Here is a 16,674-nt window from a genome sequence, read left to right as displayed (position 1 = left end):
TCTCAACACCCTTTCGTCTGAGCATCCGGACGTCCCGCCCGTCGGAGCCACGTGATCACGGGGGCTATCGGTAATCCGAGCATTTCGGCCACCGTGACTTCGAGACGCGCTCCCCGGGATGTGCGCCATCCGGGCAAGGTCGCCACGCCCTCCGCCTGCGCCAGCAGAATCTGCAAATCGTGACGCAAATAGTCGGCATAGGCCCAATCGGGCCGCACACCGGTCTCGGCGGGGTTCATGACGCAGTATCCGACGTGACGGAGTAACGCGGCCGTCGTATGAAAAGCGGGATAATTAAAGTCGGGGAGTCCGGACATGGGCCCGGAGAGATAGATCCTCATCCCAAATCCTCCGCATGGGGGTCATCCGAGACGAAATCCCAGAGCGTAAGCTGGTGCACCACGCGGTTCCACGCACGCGGAGACCACCAAATTTGCTCGTCCCGCCGGTCACGCTCTGCATCCAGATGCCCCTGCGCAATGCCGAGACGCTGTGTACGGGCTTTGGCATTGACCCACACCGAGAGCGTTTCGTGGTGCCATCCGGCATCCGCCAATCGGTGCAGATCCGGATGAGGATAATGCGTGAGCACTATCATGGCCGGTGACCCGAGAGCCCACGTCAGCAGGGCATCCCAATCCGCCGCCGTCCACGGCGCGTTCGCGTCATACGCGGTCTCAGCATCTTCGTGATCCGTGCGATAGGGGGGATCCACAAAAAACAGCGTCTCGGGCGACTCGAACCGGGCGGCGACGGCATCCCACGGGGCACATTCTAGTGCCACGCCACGTAAGCGGTCGGCGACCGGTGCCAGTCGGTGCAAGGTGCGGTCAATGCGGGGAACAATCGGCCCCAATCCGCCACCCCAGGTTTTCCGACTCGGCAAACCGTTAAAACTCTGTGTCATGCGCACGAGAAACCGGGCGGCTTGTTCCACGACATCCGGCGACGCCAGCGGTTCTTGGGCCCGGATCCACTCCGCGCGACTCACGGGCGTCCACTGCACACGCCGATAGAGACGCCGGGTGAGCACGGGATCTTGCAGGCACCGATAGACGGCAACCAAATCCTGATTCACGTCATTGATCACTTCGATGGGGGCCCGGGACTTTGCCAGCAACACCGCCGCCGTACCTGCAAACGGTTCGACATACCGCTGATGGGGCGGCAGCCGCGACACAATGAACGGGGCGAGACGGGCTTTGCTCCCTTGCCACGGCCAGAGCACGGGGATCGTCACGGCGTTTCCGCCTCCGCATCGCCACGCTGGGACGCGACCGCCATGTCAATGCCATGCATCAAGGCGTGTAAGACCTCCGTGGTGACGTGTTCCGTCACGGCCTTAAACGGGGCATCGGGATGCTCCGCTTGAACGCCCGTATACAGCGCCGCAATTAACGACGCCAAGATGTGCGCGGGGACCGCGTGCAGGATTACCCGCGATCCGGCGATTCCCTCTAAGTCATCGGATCGCGGCGTCACGGTGATCACACAATAATGCGTAGCTTCGGCAATGTGATCATTCATCACCACGGCGTCAAAGGCCGTGGGCGGAGCATCAGGTTCTGAGAAATCCATGTATCGTCATCCTTTCTGGGGGATTAGTTGGAGATAGCACGCCACGTTTTGCGAACACTCCAGCCGTCTCGGACTCCCACATCGCGAGCCGCATCCGCCACCACGCTTCCCGCCAGACCGAGACGACGAGCGGGCGATGATGCCGTAGCACACAGACCAACACCCATGCGCGTCCCCGCACGATGATCCGCCACCCGTGATAGTCCGCTCCTTGGCCGGCAAACGTGAGCACGCCGCGCCGCGGCATCGCCCGCCGAACGCGCTCCCGCCAGCGTTGCTGGGCGTGGGCTGTCCACAATGGCCGCAGTTGACCTAATGTGGTGTGAATGATGGGAAACATCGCGTAGACCTCCTTGATTAGAGAGACATCAAGAAGGCAAAGCCAGAGCCGAGGCATCCGAGAAGACAGGGGGGATAAAAAAGTGGCATCCCTCTCCATGTGAGGGGGATGCCACTTTTTTGCGTTTTTTGACACTTTGTCGAGAGAACGAATTTGAAGCAAGACGCCATAATCTATTAAAAGTATTTTATCCTATGCACCCAGCGCTGTCAAGAGGGTATCACAACATTGAGTCCCCAAGCGTTAGATGTACGGGCCTAGGGGAACGGAGTAATCCGTTAGCCTACATGGCCTCGTCTTCAGGTCCAAGCGCTGAAATGTCGCATAAATGTGAGTGCAACGGCTAGGAGATAGTGAACGGATGAATTAAATGTAGGAGAATATCAATCAACACATATATTCTAAATGTATGGTGAGGGAGGATTCCGTGAAACCAATCAAGCAGTCTCTGGCGTGCCAAGAATTCTTGGAACAACTCTATTGGGCCTTGTGGAACCGGAGTGAAGGCGGCCTTGTCACATCTCAACCCCGTGTGGGACCAGGTTCTCATCATCCTGAACTCTCCCGTGAACAGCTTCGCCATCAGCATCCTGATTGGAATCTTACTGACCTGGCGGATTGGGAATGGCGCATTGAGGGATCGCCAAATCACTGGTGGTTACGCATTATTGATGAACGTCTTCTTGGACGCGATCATCCTTACTATCTGGTTCCATATGACAATCCATTATTCGTCGCACTGTGTGAAGAATTTTATGATGATGTCCATCCAGAACCCGATAAAAGAATGGAGTATTGTGTGGGCACTTTATTCATAAACATGGAGGAGAAATTGCTAGGGCAAACGGAAGCACTTCGCGCATACGAAACTGGAGCGACATCGGATAATCCTCCGTGGGTGTATACAACCGAACCTGCTTAGCAGACTTGATCGATGACCAAGATGTGAATCCGAGGTGCGATGTTCGGGGCGGGGAATACTCGCAATGTTTCCTTACAAACCCCTCCTCGGGTAAACCCAGTCGATCCGTCCTTTTGCAGGGTGTACCCATAGAGATTGGTACTAAAAAACCAAAAGGAAGATCGAAACCACGTAGTCGGGAATCCGAGCGCCTTACGCCGCGATCTCGCCTGGATGTGTCCGACCCAATTGAGTGGCTTAATAGAGAAACGGTGGCAATATGTGCCCTTTCGAGCAGACAAGCTCCAACATTTGCAATCACGGAGCCTGTCCTACCTCGGCTCGGCGCCTTTACCAACACCACACTGGTCATGACATCTATCTGCTGAAAATTGAGCGTTACAGGAGTCTGGCGATGGATATGGTCATTCACAGGACCGCGCAGGCATTCAAAGCACTCGCGAAAGAGTTGGAACGTGACCATCCTGGCGCCGCCGGGAGCCTCCGAGAAGGGCTCGTCGAGACCTTAACCGTGCATCGTTTGGGTCTCCCGGGCCTCTTTGGCGAACACCAACGCCATGGAATCCATCAATAGTCCATGGTGGACCCATGCCCAGAACGTCAAACATTGGACCAATGGGCAACACGTCTTGCGCTGGTTGGCGTCGGCGAGCTTTTACATCGAAGACCCGTTGACGCGGATCCCCGGTTATCGTGAGATTCCCGTGTTGCAAACGCCCTTAAAATCGGCCGTGCGAAATAAACCCAAACAAAAAACCGAGCCAATTGGTTAAATCACGCGAAAGGATATGCGAGCGAAATTCCACGAAGCTTGGGACAACCTCAGGGCACATCCGTCTCCAAAAGGCGATCCTCGACCCGATACCGCGGCATCCTGCCCATCAACAGGTCCAAGATCAGAACAAAAAGACGTTCCCCCGGAGAAATTCGGGCCCGCGCCGCATCCCACAGCAGCAGACAATTCAAGGAGCTATGAGTTCAATGTATGATTGGCCAGCACACGGACAAACCGGTCCGCTCCGTCGATCCGGCTGGTCGGTTCAGAAATCGTCATCATACGGAAATGATTCGCTACATCCATCCAGTTTGCGGAATATGCCGAATATGCGACATCAAAAATTCACTCTTAAAGAGATTCCCGTGCGGAAACCCTGTTGTAACGAGTGCGGACAACGGCCCATGATGGCGGAACACCAACTATCTTGTTTTGGCTAATGGGAGTCGCGAATTGGTAACCACATCTATATACTAGTCAGGATACTAGTCAGGATACTAGTCAGGAGGTTGCCGCCGGAATGGCAGGATCACGGTAATGATTCCGCTGACCGTCACAAACATCAGGCCGAATCATAAGGCCTGTAAACCGGCACTCAGATAATTCTCCAAAATCGGTATAGTTGGATTACTGGAAACCAGAATCCTGAGTCGGTAGACGGGGTAGGATTGTGTCGGCATCACCGTAGAAATCGACCCAGTCAACAAACCGACGATCCTGAGTATCCACACCCGCCGCTATCGTCTCATACGGCGTTTACCTCCATTCATGGCTAGCTTATGCCGCCCTACGCCTCCTCATTCGCATACCTATCAGCATGCCTACGAAATTCTATGGAATGGTTCTCCAGCTAATGGTACGATATTAAACAACAGCTGGAGATCAGCCTTAAGCATCAGAGATTGTGCATACGACTTGCCATGCACCTAAGAGAAAGGAGAAAGGCCGTTGACAATCACGAACTATTCCTTATCTCGACGCTCTTTCACCATCCCGGCGTTATGGATAGCCCTCCTCTATGACATGGTCGCTAGTTGGCATATGACACACCAAATTGTGGTGACATTTGGTTCCTTATCCATTGACGAATTAGGCGTGATTGCCTTCGCAGCGACCCTTGCCATATGGTATACTCAAACACACTATCCTCACATACGTAGCATTCGTGCGCCCATCTGGGCTATTTTGTGGATCAGCATTCTTTTCATAACACTGGCTATGGGATATCTCTCACTAAGTTTTTGGGTATTGTTGAGCGAAACGGTGGCAGCAGCGTCGGATGAGCCCGGCGAACGTAGAACCTTAAAACAGTGGGGTACAGCTACGGTTTTCTGGTTAGCTTTTATGATTGTGCTCTGGGCTATATTTCCCGTTCATGGTTCTATCCATGGCCTCATTTTGGTTTTATGGGCTTTAGGATTAGCGGGATCCGTGTGCTTGTGGGTTGTGTAATCTTTGCTGACAACAGACCCTTAGTTGGTACTGCCGTCATTTAAAGCGTACCACGGGCCCTCGAGCATCCATGCATCCGGACCGTAAGCCCATGTATCTAAAGTTGCAGTGACTGAGCCATTGCCGTGGCCATGAATATTATTGGCACTCCACTGAATTTTTGTATTTCCAAACGCGGGAGCGTCTTCGATTGTTTTTAACCATCCAGTGGCTTCGGTGTTGTTATTCCAATACCCCCCATTGCTGGTGTTATAAAAATAATCGCCATCCTCAATGTGCCAAAGGTACCCATAGGTACTCCAATTTGTCACGTCTGTCCCATTCCAGGAGAAAGTCATATATGTGTACAATTGACCAACAGTTAATCCAAGTGGATCAGTCCACCCAGAAGTAAAGTAAGCATTAGAGGTCGTTGGATCAGGAGCACTGCTCTGAATAGATGCTGTACCGGTTACTTTAGGCGTATAAATTCCGTTCCCTCCGGAAGGCTTTTGAATCTTAGATAACGACTGTGGAGTGGGAATACCACTCTCTATGAGTTCTTGGTGAGTCGTTGGATCGTAACCAATTGGCACCGTCACCACAACACCATGGGGATTAACTGAAATTTGATAAGAATATTCGTAGATTCCGTTAGTTGCAGTGCCTTGTACCGTGTAATAGTAAGGATGTTCTAGAGTAATAGCAATGGGGGGATTGAACTTGTTACCTTTGAATACTGCAGGAGAAGCAATAGGCTTAATATGTCCCTCAATTCCCCATGAACCATGATTTATCCACTGAAAAGATGGGGTTGAAAGAGATGGTTTTGATGCTGCAAAAGATAAGACACTCAGGGTCAATGGAATACAAAGACCTACAACACTTGCTATTAAAAAATTTCTATGGAACAAAGAATCTCCTCCTTACGAATTATCAGACTACTTGCTACAAACCTGCTTTCTAATTGACAAAACAATACTCATCACACATACAAGATTAGGAACCATACTTAATAGCCCTCATAATTCTCTTAATTATGAAGAATCACAAAAAATAAAAATTTCTTCGAATGGTTCCAAAAAAGGAAATTGACACTTTTGTCGAAATATAATAATAAATCCAGCACAAAAAATGGACTCGCACGGAACCCAACCGCCCGGTCGCTGTCGAGAGCGATTTTCACCTCGCCGTCGAGCTTGTTAATTGTCAAATAATACTATCAAATAACTGGCCTGTTGTCAATACAGGAGCGGCTTAACCCCTAATTCTAGTTCGGTCATTGATCGTGGGATTCGGAGCCTCTCGGGGCATGATGGGGACAAACACAGCCAAAGGGTTATGACTCATGCGATTCCAGCCTATCATGCCCCGTTCTCCGCCTCGAGCGAGACCCTCACCCACGCCCGTCATCGCGTCATGTTGTCCAGGTTTGTTAAGGGGGTTTAATAGGTGAGGTCTCTAGGACAAGCTAATGCGATGAATAGGCGCGCACTGACTAAACAAAGCACGCGGCCTCAAAGGGTCAGATGAATGGTCCCAATCGGCGAGGACGGTATGATCCGGTGCGTGTCGCGGGATAGTTAGCGATAATGTGGCGACGGTGAGAAAAATCCCGGCGGTGAGAATCAAAAGGGCACCCATGAGGCCATCCAGTGGAGCACTCCATGTGGGATGATGCAGAACGACACGATGGAAACCCAAGAGCAGCGCTGCATCGACTAAGGTGACGCTGTAGCCCCAGAGGATAGCCGTGCGCAAATCGGCGCGACGGAAACTGTGAATAAAACACGTCCATAAATCGTCGTGTGTAACTAAGGCGGTAGCCAGGGTCCGAATGGCAAGAAAGGGGCTGTCCCAAAAGGCACAAATTAACGAGGTCAATCGCGTCGACAAAACGTTGCCGGATCAACAAAAACCGCCTTTTTTGGTAAGATCTTCTTAACGAGAAGTATCCTGCGAAAGGCGGTTTTTGGGATGGCGAATCAAACAGAGCCATGAGTGATGACGGGATTGCCAGAGCCGCAAGAGGTCTCGACCTATTGTCCTCGGGGTTTACGCCAGTTTCGGCCCTACCGGCAAGACCAATTATTTTTACCCATGGACTTTACTGATATGATTCCGGTCCATCATGTGGTTCGCGTCGTCAACGACGCGGTGGATCAACTGAGCGATGCGGTCTTTGAGCACGTCTATCCGGGCGGGGGGCGTCCGCCCTATCACCCCAAGCTCATGGCCAAGATTTTAGTCTACGCGTATACGCAACGCTTGTACTCCTCTCGCCAGATTGCCAAAGCCGTCCGCGAGCAGATTCCCTTTCTGTGGTTAACCGGCCGCCAAACTCCGGATTTTCGGACCATCAATCGCTTTCGAGGCGAGCGGATGAAGGTCATCGTGGACGACGTATTTACGGGCATCCTCACCTTGCTGATTGAGCAAGGCTATGTGACGTTGGACGCTTATTTTCTGGATGGCACCCAGAGGGAGGCGAATGCTAATCGGTATCCTGACGTCTGGAAGAAAAGCGTCCAAAGAAATCAGGACACGTTGACGGCGGCCGTTCGGGACCTCTTGCAACAAATCGAGGCCGTCGTGCAGGCGGAGAATACGGAATATGGCGACCGGGATTTACCCGAAGTGGACCCTCAACCGATTACCGCGGATGCCTTGGCCGCTCGACTGGCCCAGTGGGAAGACCGGTTGCGACCGCAAGCGGCTGAGGATGACCCGGAGTCTCCACGACGGACAGCCGATCCGGCACCGGAGACCCTCGTCGAAGCGCCGCCCATGAACTCGCCGAACCGCGCGGACACCGCCACGCCATGGCTTCGATTGTCCCCTGAGCAACAAAAAACGGCACGCCGACTCCTGAAGACGCTGCGTCACGAGAGCCTGCCCCGTCTCCAAAAATATGAGCAGCAACAGGCGATCTGCGGGGATCGCAATAGCTTCAGCAAGACCGACCCTGATGCCACCTTTATGCGCATGAAAGACGATCATCTCAACAACGGGTAGCTCAAACCGGCGTACAATATCCAAATCGGCACCGAAAATCCATGCATTGTCAGCTACAGTGTGCATCAACGCCCAGGGGATACCCTCTGCTTGATTCCGCATTGGGAGCATGTGCAGCAGCAACTCGGGAGGCTTCCCGACACGATTGTGGCAGATGCCGGTTACGGCAGCGAAGAACATGATGCCTATCTCGAGCAGCACCGCCGCACGGCGGTGGTCCAATGCAACACCTATCGCCTCGAGAAAACCCGGAAGTGGCGGTCCCAAATCAAGCGCGTAGAGAATGGGACGTATGACGAGACGGTGGACGAGTGGATTTGTGCAGCAGACAAACGACTCCGCTTTATCCGCGAGAAGCAGGAAGTCACCGGCAGTGGCTATATCGTCCAGCTCCGGGAGTACCAGGCCCAGGATTGTCCGACCTGTGCGTTACGTGACCGCTGCACCACTGCGACGTATCGAACCATCAGCGTGAGCCAGAAACTCCTGTGGTACAAGCAGCAAGTCCGCGACCCATTGGCCACTGCCGCGGGGGCGGTCCTCATGAAACGCCGAGGCACCGAAGTGGAAAGCGTATTCGGACAGATTAAAGAAAACCGCCGGTTCCGGCGGTTTTTGTTACGCGGGTTGGACAAAGTGAAAACCGAATGGGGACTCCTCAGTATCGCGCATAACCTCCTAAAGCAGACCGCCCTCCAAGGATGATCAGGGACGCTTGTTGCCCTTCGCATGCTGTCTCCCTATCCCACCTACCAAAGAAGGGGCCGCCCTTTTGAGACAGCCCCAGGGCTACAAGGATAGAAACAGCGTGTTGAACGTGTTGCGGTCCCCATAAAAAGGAGCGCCAGGGGCTATGAGGCCACACGGTAGGGCTCATAATGATGAGAACTTCCGGGATTCCTAGAAGAAAAATCGTTCCGGTCGTGATGGCCCAAAAGGGGATAGGCGGAAAAAGGTAGGTCCAGATATGGCGAAAACGAGGCGGACTGCCCACGTCTAGCGATAAGAGGACTTGTGCGGTATGAAACCAGGTATATAGCGAAAAGGGCATGCCTAAGGCCCAGAACAAAAACCAATGATTAGTCAAGCTAATTAAAACAGCCGCCCATGCGGCGCCGAGCCAAAAGCGCCATTGGGGGAGAAGTGTGCCGAAGACACGTAACAATACGTTGTCAGAAGACATTCTGATCATCCTTTACCGATACCGAGAAAAATCACGACGGAGACAGATTTTGATAAATCACGTGCACTTGGTAGGTGATGATGACCCCATACCACACGGTCATCTGATAGAAGACGAGACTACCTAGCCATCGTCCATGAGCCATGCCCAGGAAGAATAACACCATCAACAAGCCCATCAGAAGCATAACGAGATAACCCGAGCGAATAGCGGATGCCCGCCACGTCAACGGAATGATGGTGCGGGTGGCGCCTTGCAAGAAGTTGCGCGCAATGATCAAACCGGTCCACGGTTCGATCACAAGCCACACCAGTAACACGAAGCCAATGAGATCTTGAGCTGGGGGCTGATTCAAGGGATACGGCGTCCCAAGCCGGGCGGAACCAGCAAACGGATTCCGGCGGCTAGCACGACGGGGACAAGCACATTCAGCACGCTGAGAGTTTGGAAGCCGGACGAGGCGTGAGACGTGGTGGGAGCCGGATAATGACGAAGGCCTAGGACCGTGATAATGGCTTGATGATACAACAACGTGGGGATGCCAAAGATCCCTAGAAGTTGGGTGCCCCAAAACGTCTATGTTGCCAGGGTGGGATGGGTTGTCATCCACGGGGTTGGGAGTAGCCACAACCCGCCAAGCGGGAGGAAGGCGGTACAGGCGATCAGCCATAATTGTGGTCGGGATAAGGCGATGCGAATCGAGTATCCCACGGGAACACGCTCCTTGATCAGAAATCTGACGGCGCAAGCCCCGCGCTTTAGCGATGGGGATTAGCCACCAGGCCTTGGGGGGATAGATTACGTCAACTCCTCTAAAAGGGCACATCGTCAGGCGGAATCGTCACCTCATGATTATGAGCAGCGACCGAAGACGGGGAGGATTTGGGCGCATCCAAGAATCGTAGGGTGTCGATAATCACTTCCGCCACGCGGCGCTTGTTGCCGTCTTGGGCGGTATAGCCTCGAATTTGGAGACGCCCTTCCACGGCCACAAGACGGCCTTTGGTTAAATGGTTCCCCACAGTTTCTCCGAGTTTTCGCCACGCGACACAATCCACAAAGTCAGCGTCCCGTTGGCCTTGGGCATTCGTGAACGGGCGATCCACCGCCAGAGTGAACGAGGCCACAGGGACTCCTTGAGGCGTGTAGCGCAATTCCGGATCGCGGGTCAGCCGACCAATCAAGATGATTTTGTTAAACATATTCCAGCACTCCTTGAGAAAATTTTTAAGGTCCTGTCATCATTACCGAATCGGGCGTAAAGCCCCTGCCTTTAGGAATGGGGATATAAGCCCGTTGGCCCGCTAGGGCCAAAAGATCTTCAAGGCTTTGGATTAGACGGCATTGCGCCATATAATCAGAGTATGGTCTACCAATCCCACAATAACGTGGTATTCTCCTGCAAATATCATGTGGTCTGGTGCCCAAAGTAACGGCGCCGGGTCTTGACACAGGGTGTGGATGAACGGCTGAAAGCCATCATTCACCAAGTCGCCGCAGAGCGTACCGTGGAAATCCTCGAGATGGACGTCATGCCGGATCATGTCCATCTGCTGATTGAGGTGGATCCGCAATAGGGCATCCCTCGCTTTGTGAAGCCGGTCAAAGGCCGATCAGCCCGGCTCTTGCGCCAAGAGTTTCCGTGGCTGAGAAGTCGCTTGCCGAGCTTGTGGATGAATTCCTATTTTGTCTCGACCGTAGGAGGGGCCCCACTTGCCGTTATCAAGCCGTACATCGCAAACCAAAAAAACGTCTAAAAAGGTGAAGAGGCAGACTCCCTCGTTTGTGTGTGAAGTCCCCCTGTGCGTCACGCGCCGCCAAGAACGCACATTAGACAAACGGTTTGAAGCAGGGCGCCAACTGTACAATGCCCTTCTGGGTGAGGCGAAAAACAGACTGGTGCTGGTCCGACAATCTATCTGGTACACGAAGGCCAAGAAAAGTACGGACAAAAAGGAGCGCCAGGCTCACTTTTCTGCTGCTCGCCAAGCTCACGGTTTTTCCCTCTATGCCCTGGAAGCAGTGGCGGATAAGATGCGTCGTACCACGTGGCTGGGCGACCACCTGGACTCCCATGTGGCGCAGAAACTGGCGAAACGGGCATTTGAAGCAGTGTACAAGGTGGCATTGGGCAAGGCGAAAGCGGTACGCTTCAAAGGTGAACGCGGCCTTCACAGCCTCGAAGGAAAGAGCAATGCCGCTTGTATCCGCTGGCGGGATGACCGCATCATGTGGAATGGCCTGGAACTACCGATGGCTAAAGGAGCACAGCGTGATCCCGTGATCCGGCATGGTCTGGCCTCCCGTGTCAAATATGTGCGCTTGGTTCGACGGGATGTGCGTGGGAAAACTCGCTACTACGCGCAACTGGTCTGCGAGGGTGTTCCGTATGTCAAAGTGAACGAAAAGGGCGAGCGTATTCACCCCATCGGTCAGGAAACGGTCGGGCTGGATATTGGACCATCGACGATCGCGATTGTTGGCGATACTCAAGCCCTGCTCACGCCATTTGCGGATGCCGTGGTCAGAGACCATCAGAAGATTCGTCGGTTGCAACGCAAACAAGACCGCCAGCGTCGTGCCAACAATCCCGATTGCTACGATGACAAGGGCCGAGCGATCAAAGGCAAACGCCCGACACAGAAAAGCCGCCATCAATTAGAAACGGAAGCGGTTCTGAGAGAACGGCATCGTCGGGAGGCTGCCCATCGAAAAACCCTCCATGGACAACTGGCGAATCAGGTCATTGCCATCGGCCCCCATATCAAGACGGAAAAACTCAGCTATAAAGCATTTCAGAAGATGTACGGACGTTCGATCAGCGTTCGTGCACCCAAGCTGTTTCTCTCCATCCTCACCCGCAAGGCTGAAAGTGCTGGCGGGGCAGTGGAGGAATTCAGTACGTACCATACCGCATTATCCCAAGCGTGTCTTTGCGGACAGAAACACAAGAAACGGTTATCCGAGCGGATTCATGCCTGTGATTGTGGCATCGTAATGCAACGAGACCTGTTTAGTGCATATCTCGCAAAACATGTGGAGAACGAATGCCTGCAAGTCGCTAATGCGAACGAGCATTGGCCAGGTGCGGAACCGCTCCTGCGGACGGCTTGGCAACAGGCGACCAACCAACCCGCGAGTGGACAGCCAGGGCATAACAGAACCTGGCCGTCCTCCTTCGGCACCTATCGGAGTCAGAGCGGGTCGTCCGAAAAAGACAGTCTGCCCGAACATGAGGCGCAGGATGTTGTAGCGATGGTGCAAGCTACCGTGAGAGCCTGCGAGAGTGCAAAGGTATAGACCGTTAGAACCCCCTGGCTTTAGCCATGGGGAGGTTCAGTATGCGCTGTGGTTCCTTTCTTATTCTCAATGCGCGCATCCTGAAAAACGGGGGAACTACAGCCGGACTATCTGGTGATTGGCCCGCGGATTCGAGATTGATGCCCCCGCACGCCCCGGCATGCCGGGGCATCAAAAGGGATAGCGATCAGCATCGTCGTCCGCGTCGAGGAACGCCGTGTCGTCGTCGTTCTGCGGATCACTATCGTTCCGACGTGGCGATGCCCCGTGGCCTCCCGGAACCCAATCGGAATCCGCATCGTCTTCCTCATCCGATTCGGGAACGCCAAACCCCACGGCACTGGCCTTGAGCCAAATGGCGGTCATGAGATAACTCGTACCATCCGCCCGCAAGAGGCGAGTCGCGTGATCATATCGTTTGATCGTACCATCCGCACGATACGTCGGAATCAACAAGCCTTCTTGCGCCCAATCTTTTTTGAGCGTTGTGACATCGAGACGCCCCATCGCTTGTAAGCGATCCCGGAACCATCCCACCTCAACCGCCAGAACATCTTTGGTCGGATCAAACTTCCCGTGATATTCTCGGGGAGCTTCCGCATCAGCTCCCCGTTGCAGTTCCAATCCCGCAAACTCCGCGGCGTGTTGCCGTAAATCAGACGCGACACGATCCCACCAGCGATGCCATTCAGGTACATACGTCGTCAGCATTTGCCGCATAAGACTCTTGACAATCGCCCGATACCCTGCTTCCGCCCGCTCACACAACGTGGAATCGAATCCATATCCCTCCTGCAATAACGTCCGAAGGCCCAAAAGGCCCAAGGCCCAGAGTTTGCTTTGCCGGCGGGCAATTTGCCGTGATTCGGGATCCAAGGAGACCGCATCCAGCACATCGCGCACGGTCGTTACCGCATCCTGCCACGCCGCGACGATCTGCGCATCGGACCAGCCCAGCAACGCCGCAATGACCGCCCGACCCCCATGACCATAGTGTTGGGCCATCCGCATTTCGAGATCTTCCACGATCCGCGCCATCGCATCGGACCGTTCCCGAAACAACGATCCCGTGGAGAGCAACCGCACCTGCGCCCCCGCGTTCGTCGCTTCCGTCAGGAGTGATTGGTTATTGGCAAAAAGAATCGTGCCCGCCGGAATGGGCGCCATCCGCAACGATCCATCCACCCGCGCCCGAATCGCGCCCCCCGCATCCGACAAATCATGAAGAATTTGCGGCCAATCGGCGGCGCTGGCGCGGGGCTTACCGAGCGCATCCGTCGCATATTCTTGGGTTTCTTGGACCCCGTGGGGCAGATCATTAAACAAACTCAGCCAGATCGTGGCTCCGGCGGTGGAGAAGTTCGCGGACCGAGGCAACGGTTGCTGCCACGGCAAGAGCGCCAACTTCAGTGCAAACGTTTTGCCGTGCCCGGTTCGATCTGTCATCTGCATTCCATACCCCAAGACATCGACGAGGCCCAAGGCATAAATCCGCCGACACCAGACCGCCGCCGCCGCATGACCCAAGGCCCACGCGAGTTGGGGTTCCGCTTGGAGCGCATCCTGAATGATCGCGGCTTCGGCCTCGGGATCACCCTGCACGCGATAGACTTTGGCAATGTCAGACGGAATTTGCGAGACCAGGGACCGGGTGGTCACGCCGAGGGCCGCATCGGGCAAGACAAAGGCCGTCTGGCCTTCAATCATGGTCCAGCCACATTGCGTCACGACCGCGTGCAACGGGAGTGTCTCACGCCCCACCGCGTTTTGCTGATCTTGGAGCCATTGCACGACCGCCTTGGCTTCACCGGGCGCAAAATCAATGTCCCAATTGGCGAACACTTCCGCCGCTTTGGGTAACGTCAACACGTCTTTGCGCCGCATCCATTGGGATTTCCACGTCTGCGTTGATCCATCCCGCCAGGTCAGCCAGACCCAGGCCACGTCGTCGGTGGCATCCCCGAGGGATCGGCCTAAGGCCCGGACAAAGATCGGCGTAAAGCTCACCGGTTTGACCTCCACCGTCTCCTCGTTGACATGGACTACCCGTCCGATGCCGTGCGGATGAGGCACCCACGGCTGACCCGCCGGGGGCAATGGCCAGTCTACGCACTCCGCCGGCGCATCGGGCCATAGCGATCCGAGCGTCACGGGCTGGGACTCTGCGGATGCTGTCGCGGCATGATTGGGGGATGCCGCCGTCTGAGACGCCTCGGATTCGTCAGAGCCACCGGGCACCACGTCCCAGCCTTGCTCACGGGCTTTGACCCGGGCGGGATGATGCGGCGAGAGCCGGCGGATCTGCTGCATCCACGTTTCCCGTTCCGCCTTGGTCCAATGCCCGTTCGTCCATTTTTGCACTTGGGCTTGGAGTAAATCGGCCCAGGCCGGCCACGCTAACGCCAGCGCCGCTTTTACCAGCCGATGATGGAGCACGGCGACACCCCGTCGGATGACGAGCTGATCGACCGTGGCGGCTAAGGTTTCCCACGTGGTCAGCGCATCATGCGCAAGATCCCATCCCAATTGATCGAGGATCAATTGGGTTTCCGCCTCGTCCCATTGTTGCGTCAAGGTTTGCATCGCCTGCTGAAACGCTCGGCGCCAGACGCGCCAAGGCACCGCTTTCGTCAAGACCGGTTTCAGCAATTCCCAATGGTCGGGATGATCGTGCGCTAAGACCACGAGCCGCTGCATCGTCTCCGGCGCGAGCAATTCCTCCGGGACGGCATGCGCTTGAACGAGGGGGCGCATGCGGGCGGCCAGATCTGTAATCCAGGCCGTCGGATCGGTCGTTTGGGTCCAATCTTCGGCCCCGGGGGGCGTCGCGGGATGCGTCGGACGGGGATCGGACGCCGCATCCGATGGAATGTCAAATAACGGGGCATTTCCCGACTCAATAGCGTCCCACGGATCGTCTGTCGGAATCTCATCCACGTTCTCGCGAGGGGCATCGGATTTGGCATCAGGAGCGTCGGATTCGGCATCGGGAATGTCAGACTGAGGAGACGAATCACGATCCGCATCCGGCGGAGTGGACGATGCCACGAGATCCCCCGACGGTCGGGCGGAGGATGCCTCCCCGGGGGGCGTGGAATGATCGACCCACGATTGTATGAGATTGTGATCTGGGGTATCATCAAAGGGATGCACGATGCATCACGCCTCCTTATGGAATGCTGGTGGATGGAACGCTGAGGATGAGGCGGAGCGGGTGTCCGTCATCGTCCGTCAATCGAATGCTAATCGAAATATGGAACCCAAGTCGTCACGCGGCGGATCGATCCCCGATCCGCCGCGTGAGCGTGTTGTGCCGTCTTTCCCGCATCCGTCTTCCTCGGGCCTGATCCTCAACATTCATCAAGACAAAAAAACTCTCCCGTTGTCCGTCCAACGGGAGAGGGGGATGCCATTTTTTTGCGATTTTCGACACCTCTGTGAGGGGATGCCGATTTTTTGCGATTTTTTGCACGTCACAGAGATCGTGCGGTCGAGTTCTATCTCAATGTACGTTCACGATAGCAAAACGGACGGGATCTGTCAAGAATGGTCATCCCAGAGCTGATGGCACGATGCGCACCGTGATCCCCCGTTTCTAGATCGTTCAGGGGCGTTCTCTAACGACGGGTTTTCTCCGCAGCGTCAAACCAGATGCCTCAAACTGCACTGTGGGGTGTTAGCAATGTAAGCAATTTCAAAACCCTACACATATGTTTGCTGATGGGGTGGGGTGGGGGTAAAAAATTCATGGAAAAAGGAAAAAAGAGCCATTACAGAGGAAAATCCCCTTAAATAGTAAGACATAACATGAATGGTATTTCTTAGATAATTTGGCATATACAGGAACACAAAAAGGAAAATAACAGAAAAAACTTGAAAAAAGTGGGATAAACTTACATTTAGTTCCAATGGGATATTTTGGGGTTTGTTGTGTGCTAACACCCTCTAAGCCTTATAACGTAAGCGTTTGAGAATTTTTGTTAGCGCTGTTAGCAATCGTGCTGAAAAAAGTGCTAACAGCCGAAACCCTTATCAAACGTGGGGTTGAGGGGGGGTTAAGTAAGTAAGTAAGCAATGTAGCACGAAAAATATATATATATAAGAGGGGGAGGGGGGGGGGGGTTATAAAT

Annotated in this window: 15 protein-coding genes and 3 pseudogenes; 7 read left to right on the top strand and 11 right to left on the bottom strand. The window is 54.4% G+C overall.

The annotated features are described in order from the left end of the window. Positions 1–2: 2 nt before the first annotated feature. The 4 genes from B8987_RS01165 to B8987_RS01150 are packed head-to-tail and all read right to left on the bottom strand — an operon-like array spanning position 3 to position 1,918. Positions 3–341 carry a DUF4406 domain-containing protein gene (locus B8987_RS01165; protein WP_084660744.1) on the bottom strand — a complete coding sequence of 113 codons (339 nt, stop codon included), beginning with the start codon at positions 339–341 and terminating at the stop codon, positions 3–5. Continuing rightward, positions 338–1,240, bottom strand: a complete 903-nt coding sequence (locus B8987_RS01160; protein WP_084660743.1) for a DNA adenine methylase — start codon at positions 1,238–1,240, stop codon at positions 338–340. Before B8987_RS01160 ends, B8987_RS01165 begins: the two co-directional genes overlap by 4 nt. Next, the gene (locus tag B8987_RS01155; RefSeq protein ID WP_084660742.1) at positions 1,237–1,578 is read right to left on the bottom strand and encodes a hypothetical protein; all 342 of its coding nucleotides are present in this window, start codon (positions 1,576–1,578) and stop codon (positions 1,237–1,239) included. The genes B8987_RS01160 and B8987_RS01155 overlap by 4 nt, the downstream gene beginning before the upstream one ends. Beyond that, positions 1,559–1,918, bottom strand: a complete 360-nt coding sequence (locus B8987_RS01150; protein WP_084660741.1) for a hypothetical protein — start codon at positions 1,916–1,918, stop codon at positions 1,559–1,561. The genes B8987_RS01155 and B8987_RS01150 overlap by 20 nt, the downstream gene beginning before the upstream one ends. Before the next feature lie 427 nt (positions 1,919–2,345). On the opposite strand from B8987_RS01150, the gene B8987_RS01145 reads away from it, so the two are divergent. The 3 genes and pseudogenes from B8987_RS01145 to B8987_RS01130 all read left to right on the top strand — a co-directional run bounded on the left by B8987_RS01145 (position 2,346) and on the right by B8987_RS01130 (position 5,067). Continuing rightward, positions 2,346–2,840 carry a hypothetical protein gene (locus tag B8987_RS01145; RefSeq protein ID WP_084660740.1) on the top strand — a complete coding sequence of 165 codons (495 nt, stop codon included), beginning with the start codon at positions 2,346–2,348 and terminating at the stop codon, positions 2,838–2,840. A 415-nt stretch (positions 2,841–3,255) separates the two neighbouring features. Then, positions 3,256–3,613 (top strand): annotated as a pseudogene (locus B8987_RS19250) (IS256 family transposase); the annotation flags it as partial. Between the two features lie 950 nt (positions 3,614–4,563). Further along, entirely contained in the window at positions 4,564–5,067 is a 504-nt protein-coding gene (locus B8987_RS01130; protein ID WP_084660737.1) for a hypothetical protein, read from the top strand. A gap of 20 nt (positions 5,068–5,087) precedes the next feature. On the opposite strand, the gene B8987_RS01125 is transcribed toward B8987_RS01130, so the two are convergent. Then, the gene (locus B8987_RS01125; RefSeq protein ID WP_084660736.1) at positions 5,088–5,960 is read right to left on the bottom strand and encodes a hypothetical protein; all 873 of its coding nucleotides are present in this window, start codon (positions 5,958–5,960) and stop codon (positions 5,088–5,090) included. Positions 5,961–6,507: 547 nt separating this feature from the next. Beyond that, complete coding sequence (locus B8987_RS01115) at positions 6,508–6,942, bottom strand: hypothetical protein (RefSeq protein ID WP_084660734.1); 435 nt, start codon at positions 6,940–6,942, stop codon at positions 6,508–6,510. Between the two features lie 108 nt (positions 6,943–7,050). On the opposite strand from B8987_RS01115, the pseudogene B8987_RS20180 reads away from it, so the two are divergent. Together B8987_RS20180 and B8987_RS01105 are read left to right on the top strand one after the other, a co-directional pair. Then, positions 7,051–7,407 (top strand): annotated as a pseudogene (locus B8987_RS20180) (transposase); the annotation flags it as partial. A 714-nt stretch (positions 7,408–8,121) separates the two neighbouring features. Continuing rightward, a complete protein-coding gene (locus tag B8987_RS01105; protein ID WP_176213127.1) occupies positions 8,122–8,766 on the top strand; it encodes a transposase in 645 nt (214 codons plus the stop codon). Here B8987_RS01105 and B8987_RS01100 read toward each other — a convergent pair. The 4 genes from B8987_RS01100 to B8987_RS01090 form a co-directional block, all read right to left on the bottom strand. Beyond that, on the bottom strand, positions 8,720–9,244 hold the full coding sequence (locus tag B8987_RS01100; RefSeq protein ID WP_084660731.1) for a hypothetical protein: 525 nt from the start codon (positions 9,242–9,244) through the stop codon (positions 8,720–8,722). The genes B8987_RS01105 and B8987_RS01100 overlap by 47 nt on opposite strands. A 31-nt stretch (positions 9,245–9,275) precedes the next feature. Continuing rightward, positions 9,276–9,599, bottom strand: coding sequence for a hypothetical protein (locus B8987_RS01095; RefSeq protein ID WP_084660730.1), 324 nt, complete (start codon positions 9,597–9,599; stop codon positions 9,276–9,278). 221 nt (positions 9,600–9,820) lie between these two features. Continuing rightward, complete coding sequence (locus B8987_RS20095) at positions 9,821–9,955, bottom strand: hypothetical protein (protein ID WP_278281267.1); 135 nt, start codon at positions 9,953–9,955, stop codon at positions 9,821–9,823. 101 nt (positions 9,956–10,056) lie between these two features. Then, positions 10,057–10,446: a single-stranded DNA-binding protein gene (locus B8987_RS01090; RefSeq protein ID WP_084660729.1), complete on the bottom strand. Its 390-nt coding sequence runs from the start codon at positions 10,444–10,446 to the stop codon at positions 10,057–10,059. A 162-nt stretch (positions 10,447–10,608) separates the two neighbouring features. Here B8987_RS01090 and tnpA point away from each other — a divergent pair. Both tnpA and B8987_RS01080 read left to right on the top strand, forming a co-directional pair. After that, positions 10,609–11,001: pseudogene (gene tnpA, locus B8987_RS01085) on the top strand (IS200/IS605 family transposase). Beyond that, positions 10,958–12,544 carry an RNA-guided endonuclease TnpB family protein gene (locus B8987_RS01080; protein WP_084660728.1) on the top strand — a complete coding sequence of 529 codons (1,587 nt, stop codon included), beginning with the start codon at positions 10,958–10,960 and terminating at the stop codon, positions 12,542–12,544. Before tnpA ends, B8987_RS01080 begins: the two are co-directional and overlap by 44 nt. 171 nt (positions 12,545–12,715) lie before the next feature. On the opposite strand, the gene B8987_RS01075 is transcribed toward B8987_RS01080, so the two are convergent. Continuing rightward, the gene (locus B8987_RS01075; RefSeq protein ID WP_084660727.1) at positions 12,716–15,697 is read right to left on the bottom strand and encodes a DUF927 domain-containing protein; all 2,982 of its coding nucleotides are present in this window, start codon (positions 15,695–15,697) and stop codon (positions 12,716–12,718) included. Positions 15,698–16,674 lie beyond the last annotated feature (977 nt).

The organism is Sulfobacillus thermosulfidooxidans DSM 9293 (assembly GCF_900176145.1).
In the GTDB taxonomy this organism is placed as follows: domain Bacteria; phylum Bacillota; class Sulfobacillia; order Sulfobacillales; family Sulfobacillaceae; genus Sulfobacillus; species Sulfobacillus thermosulfidooxidans.
This window is presented reverse-complemented; position numbering and strand designations above follow the sequence as displayed.

What these genes read in the sequence shown, in the direction of transcription:
- B8987_RS01165 (WP_084660744.1), bottom strand. Translation starts at nt 341, where the DNA reads ATGAGGATCTATCTCTCCGGGCCCATGTCCGGACTCCCCGACTTTAAT.
- B8987_RS01155 (WP_084660742.1), bottom strand. Translation starts at nt 1,578, where the DNA reads ATGGATTTCTCAGAACCTGATGCTCCGCCCACGGCCTTTGACGCCGTG.
- B8987_RS01150 (WP_084660741.1), bottom strand. Translation starts at nt 1,918, where the DNA reads ATGTTTCCCATCATTCACACCACATTAGGTCAACTGCGGCCATTGTGG.
- B8987_RS01100 (WP_084660731.1), bottom strand. Translation starts at nt 9,244, where the DNA reads ATGTCTTCTGACAACGTATTGTTACGTGTCTTCGGCACACTTCTCCCC.
- B8987_RS01090 (WP_084660729.1), bottom strand. Translation starts at nt 10,446, where the DNA reads ATGTTTAACAAAATCATCTTGATTGGTCGGCTGACCCGCGATCCGGAA.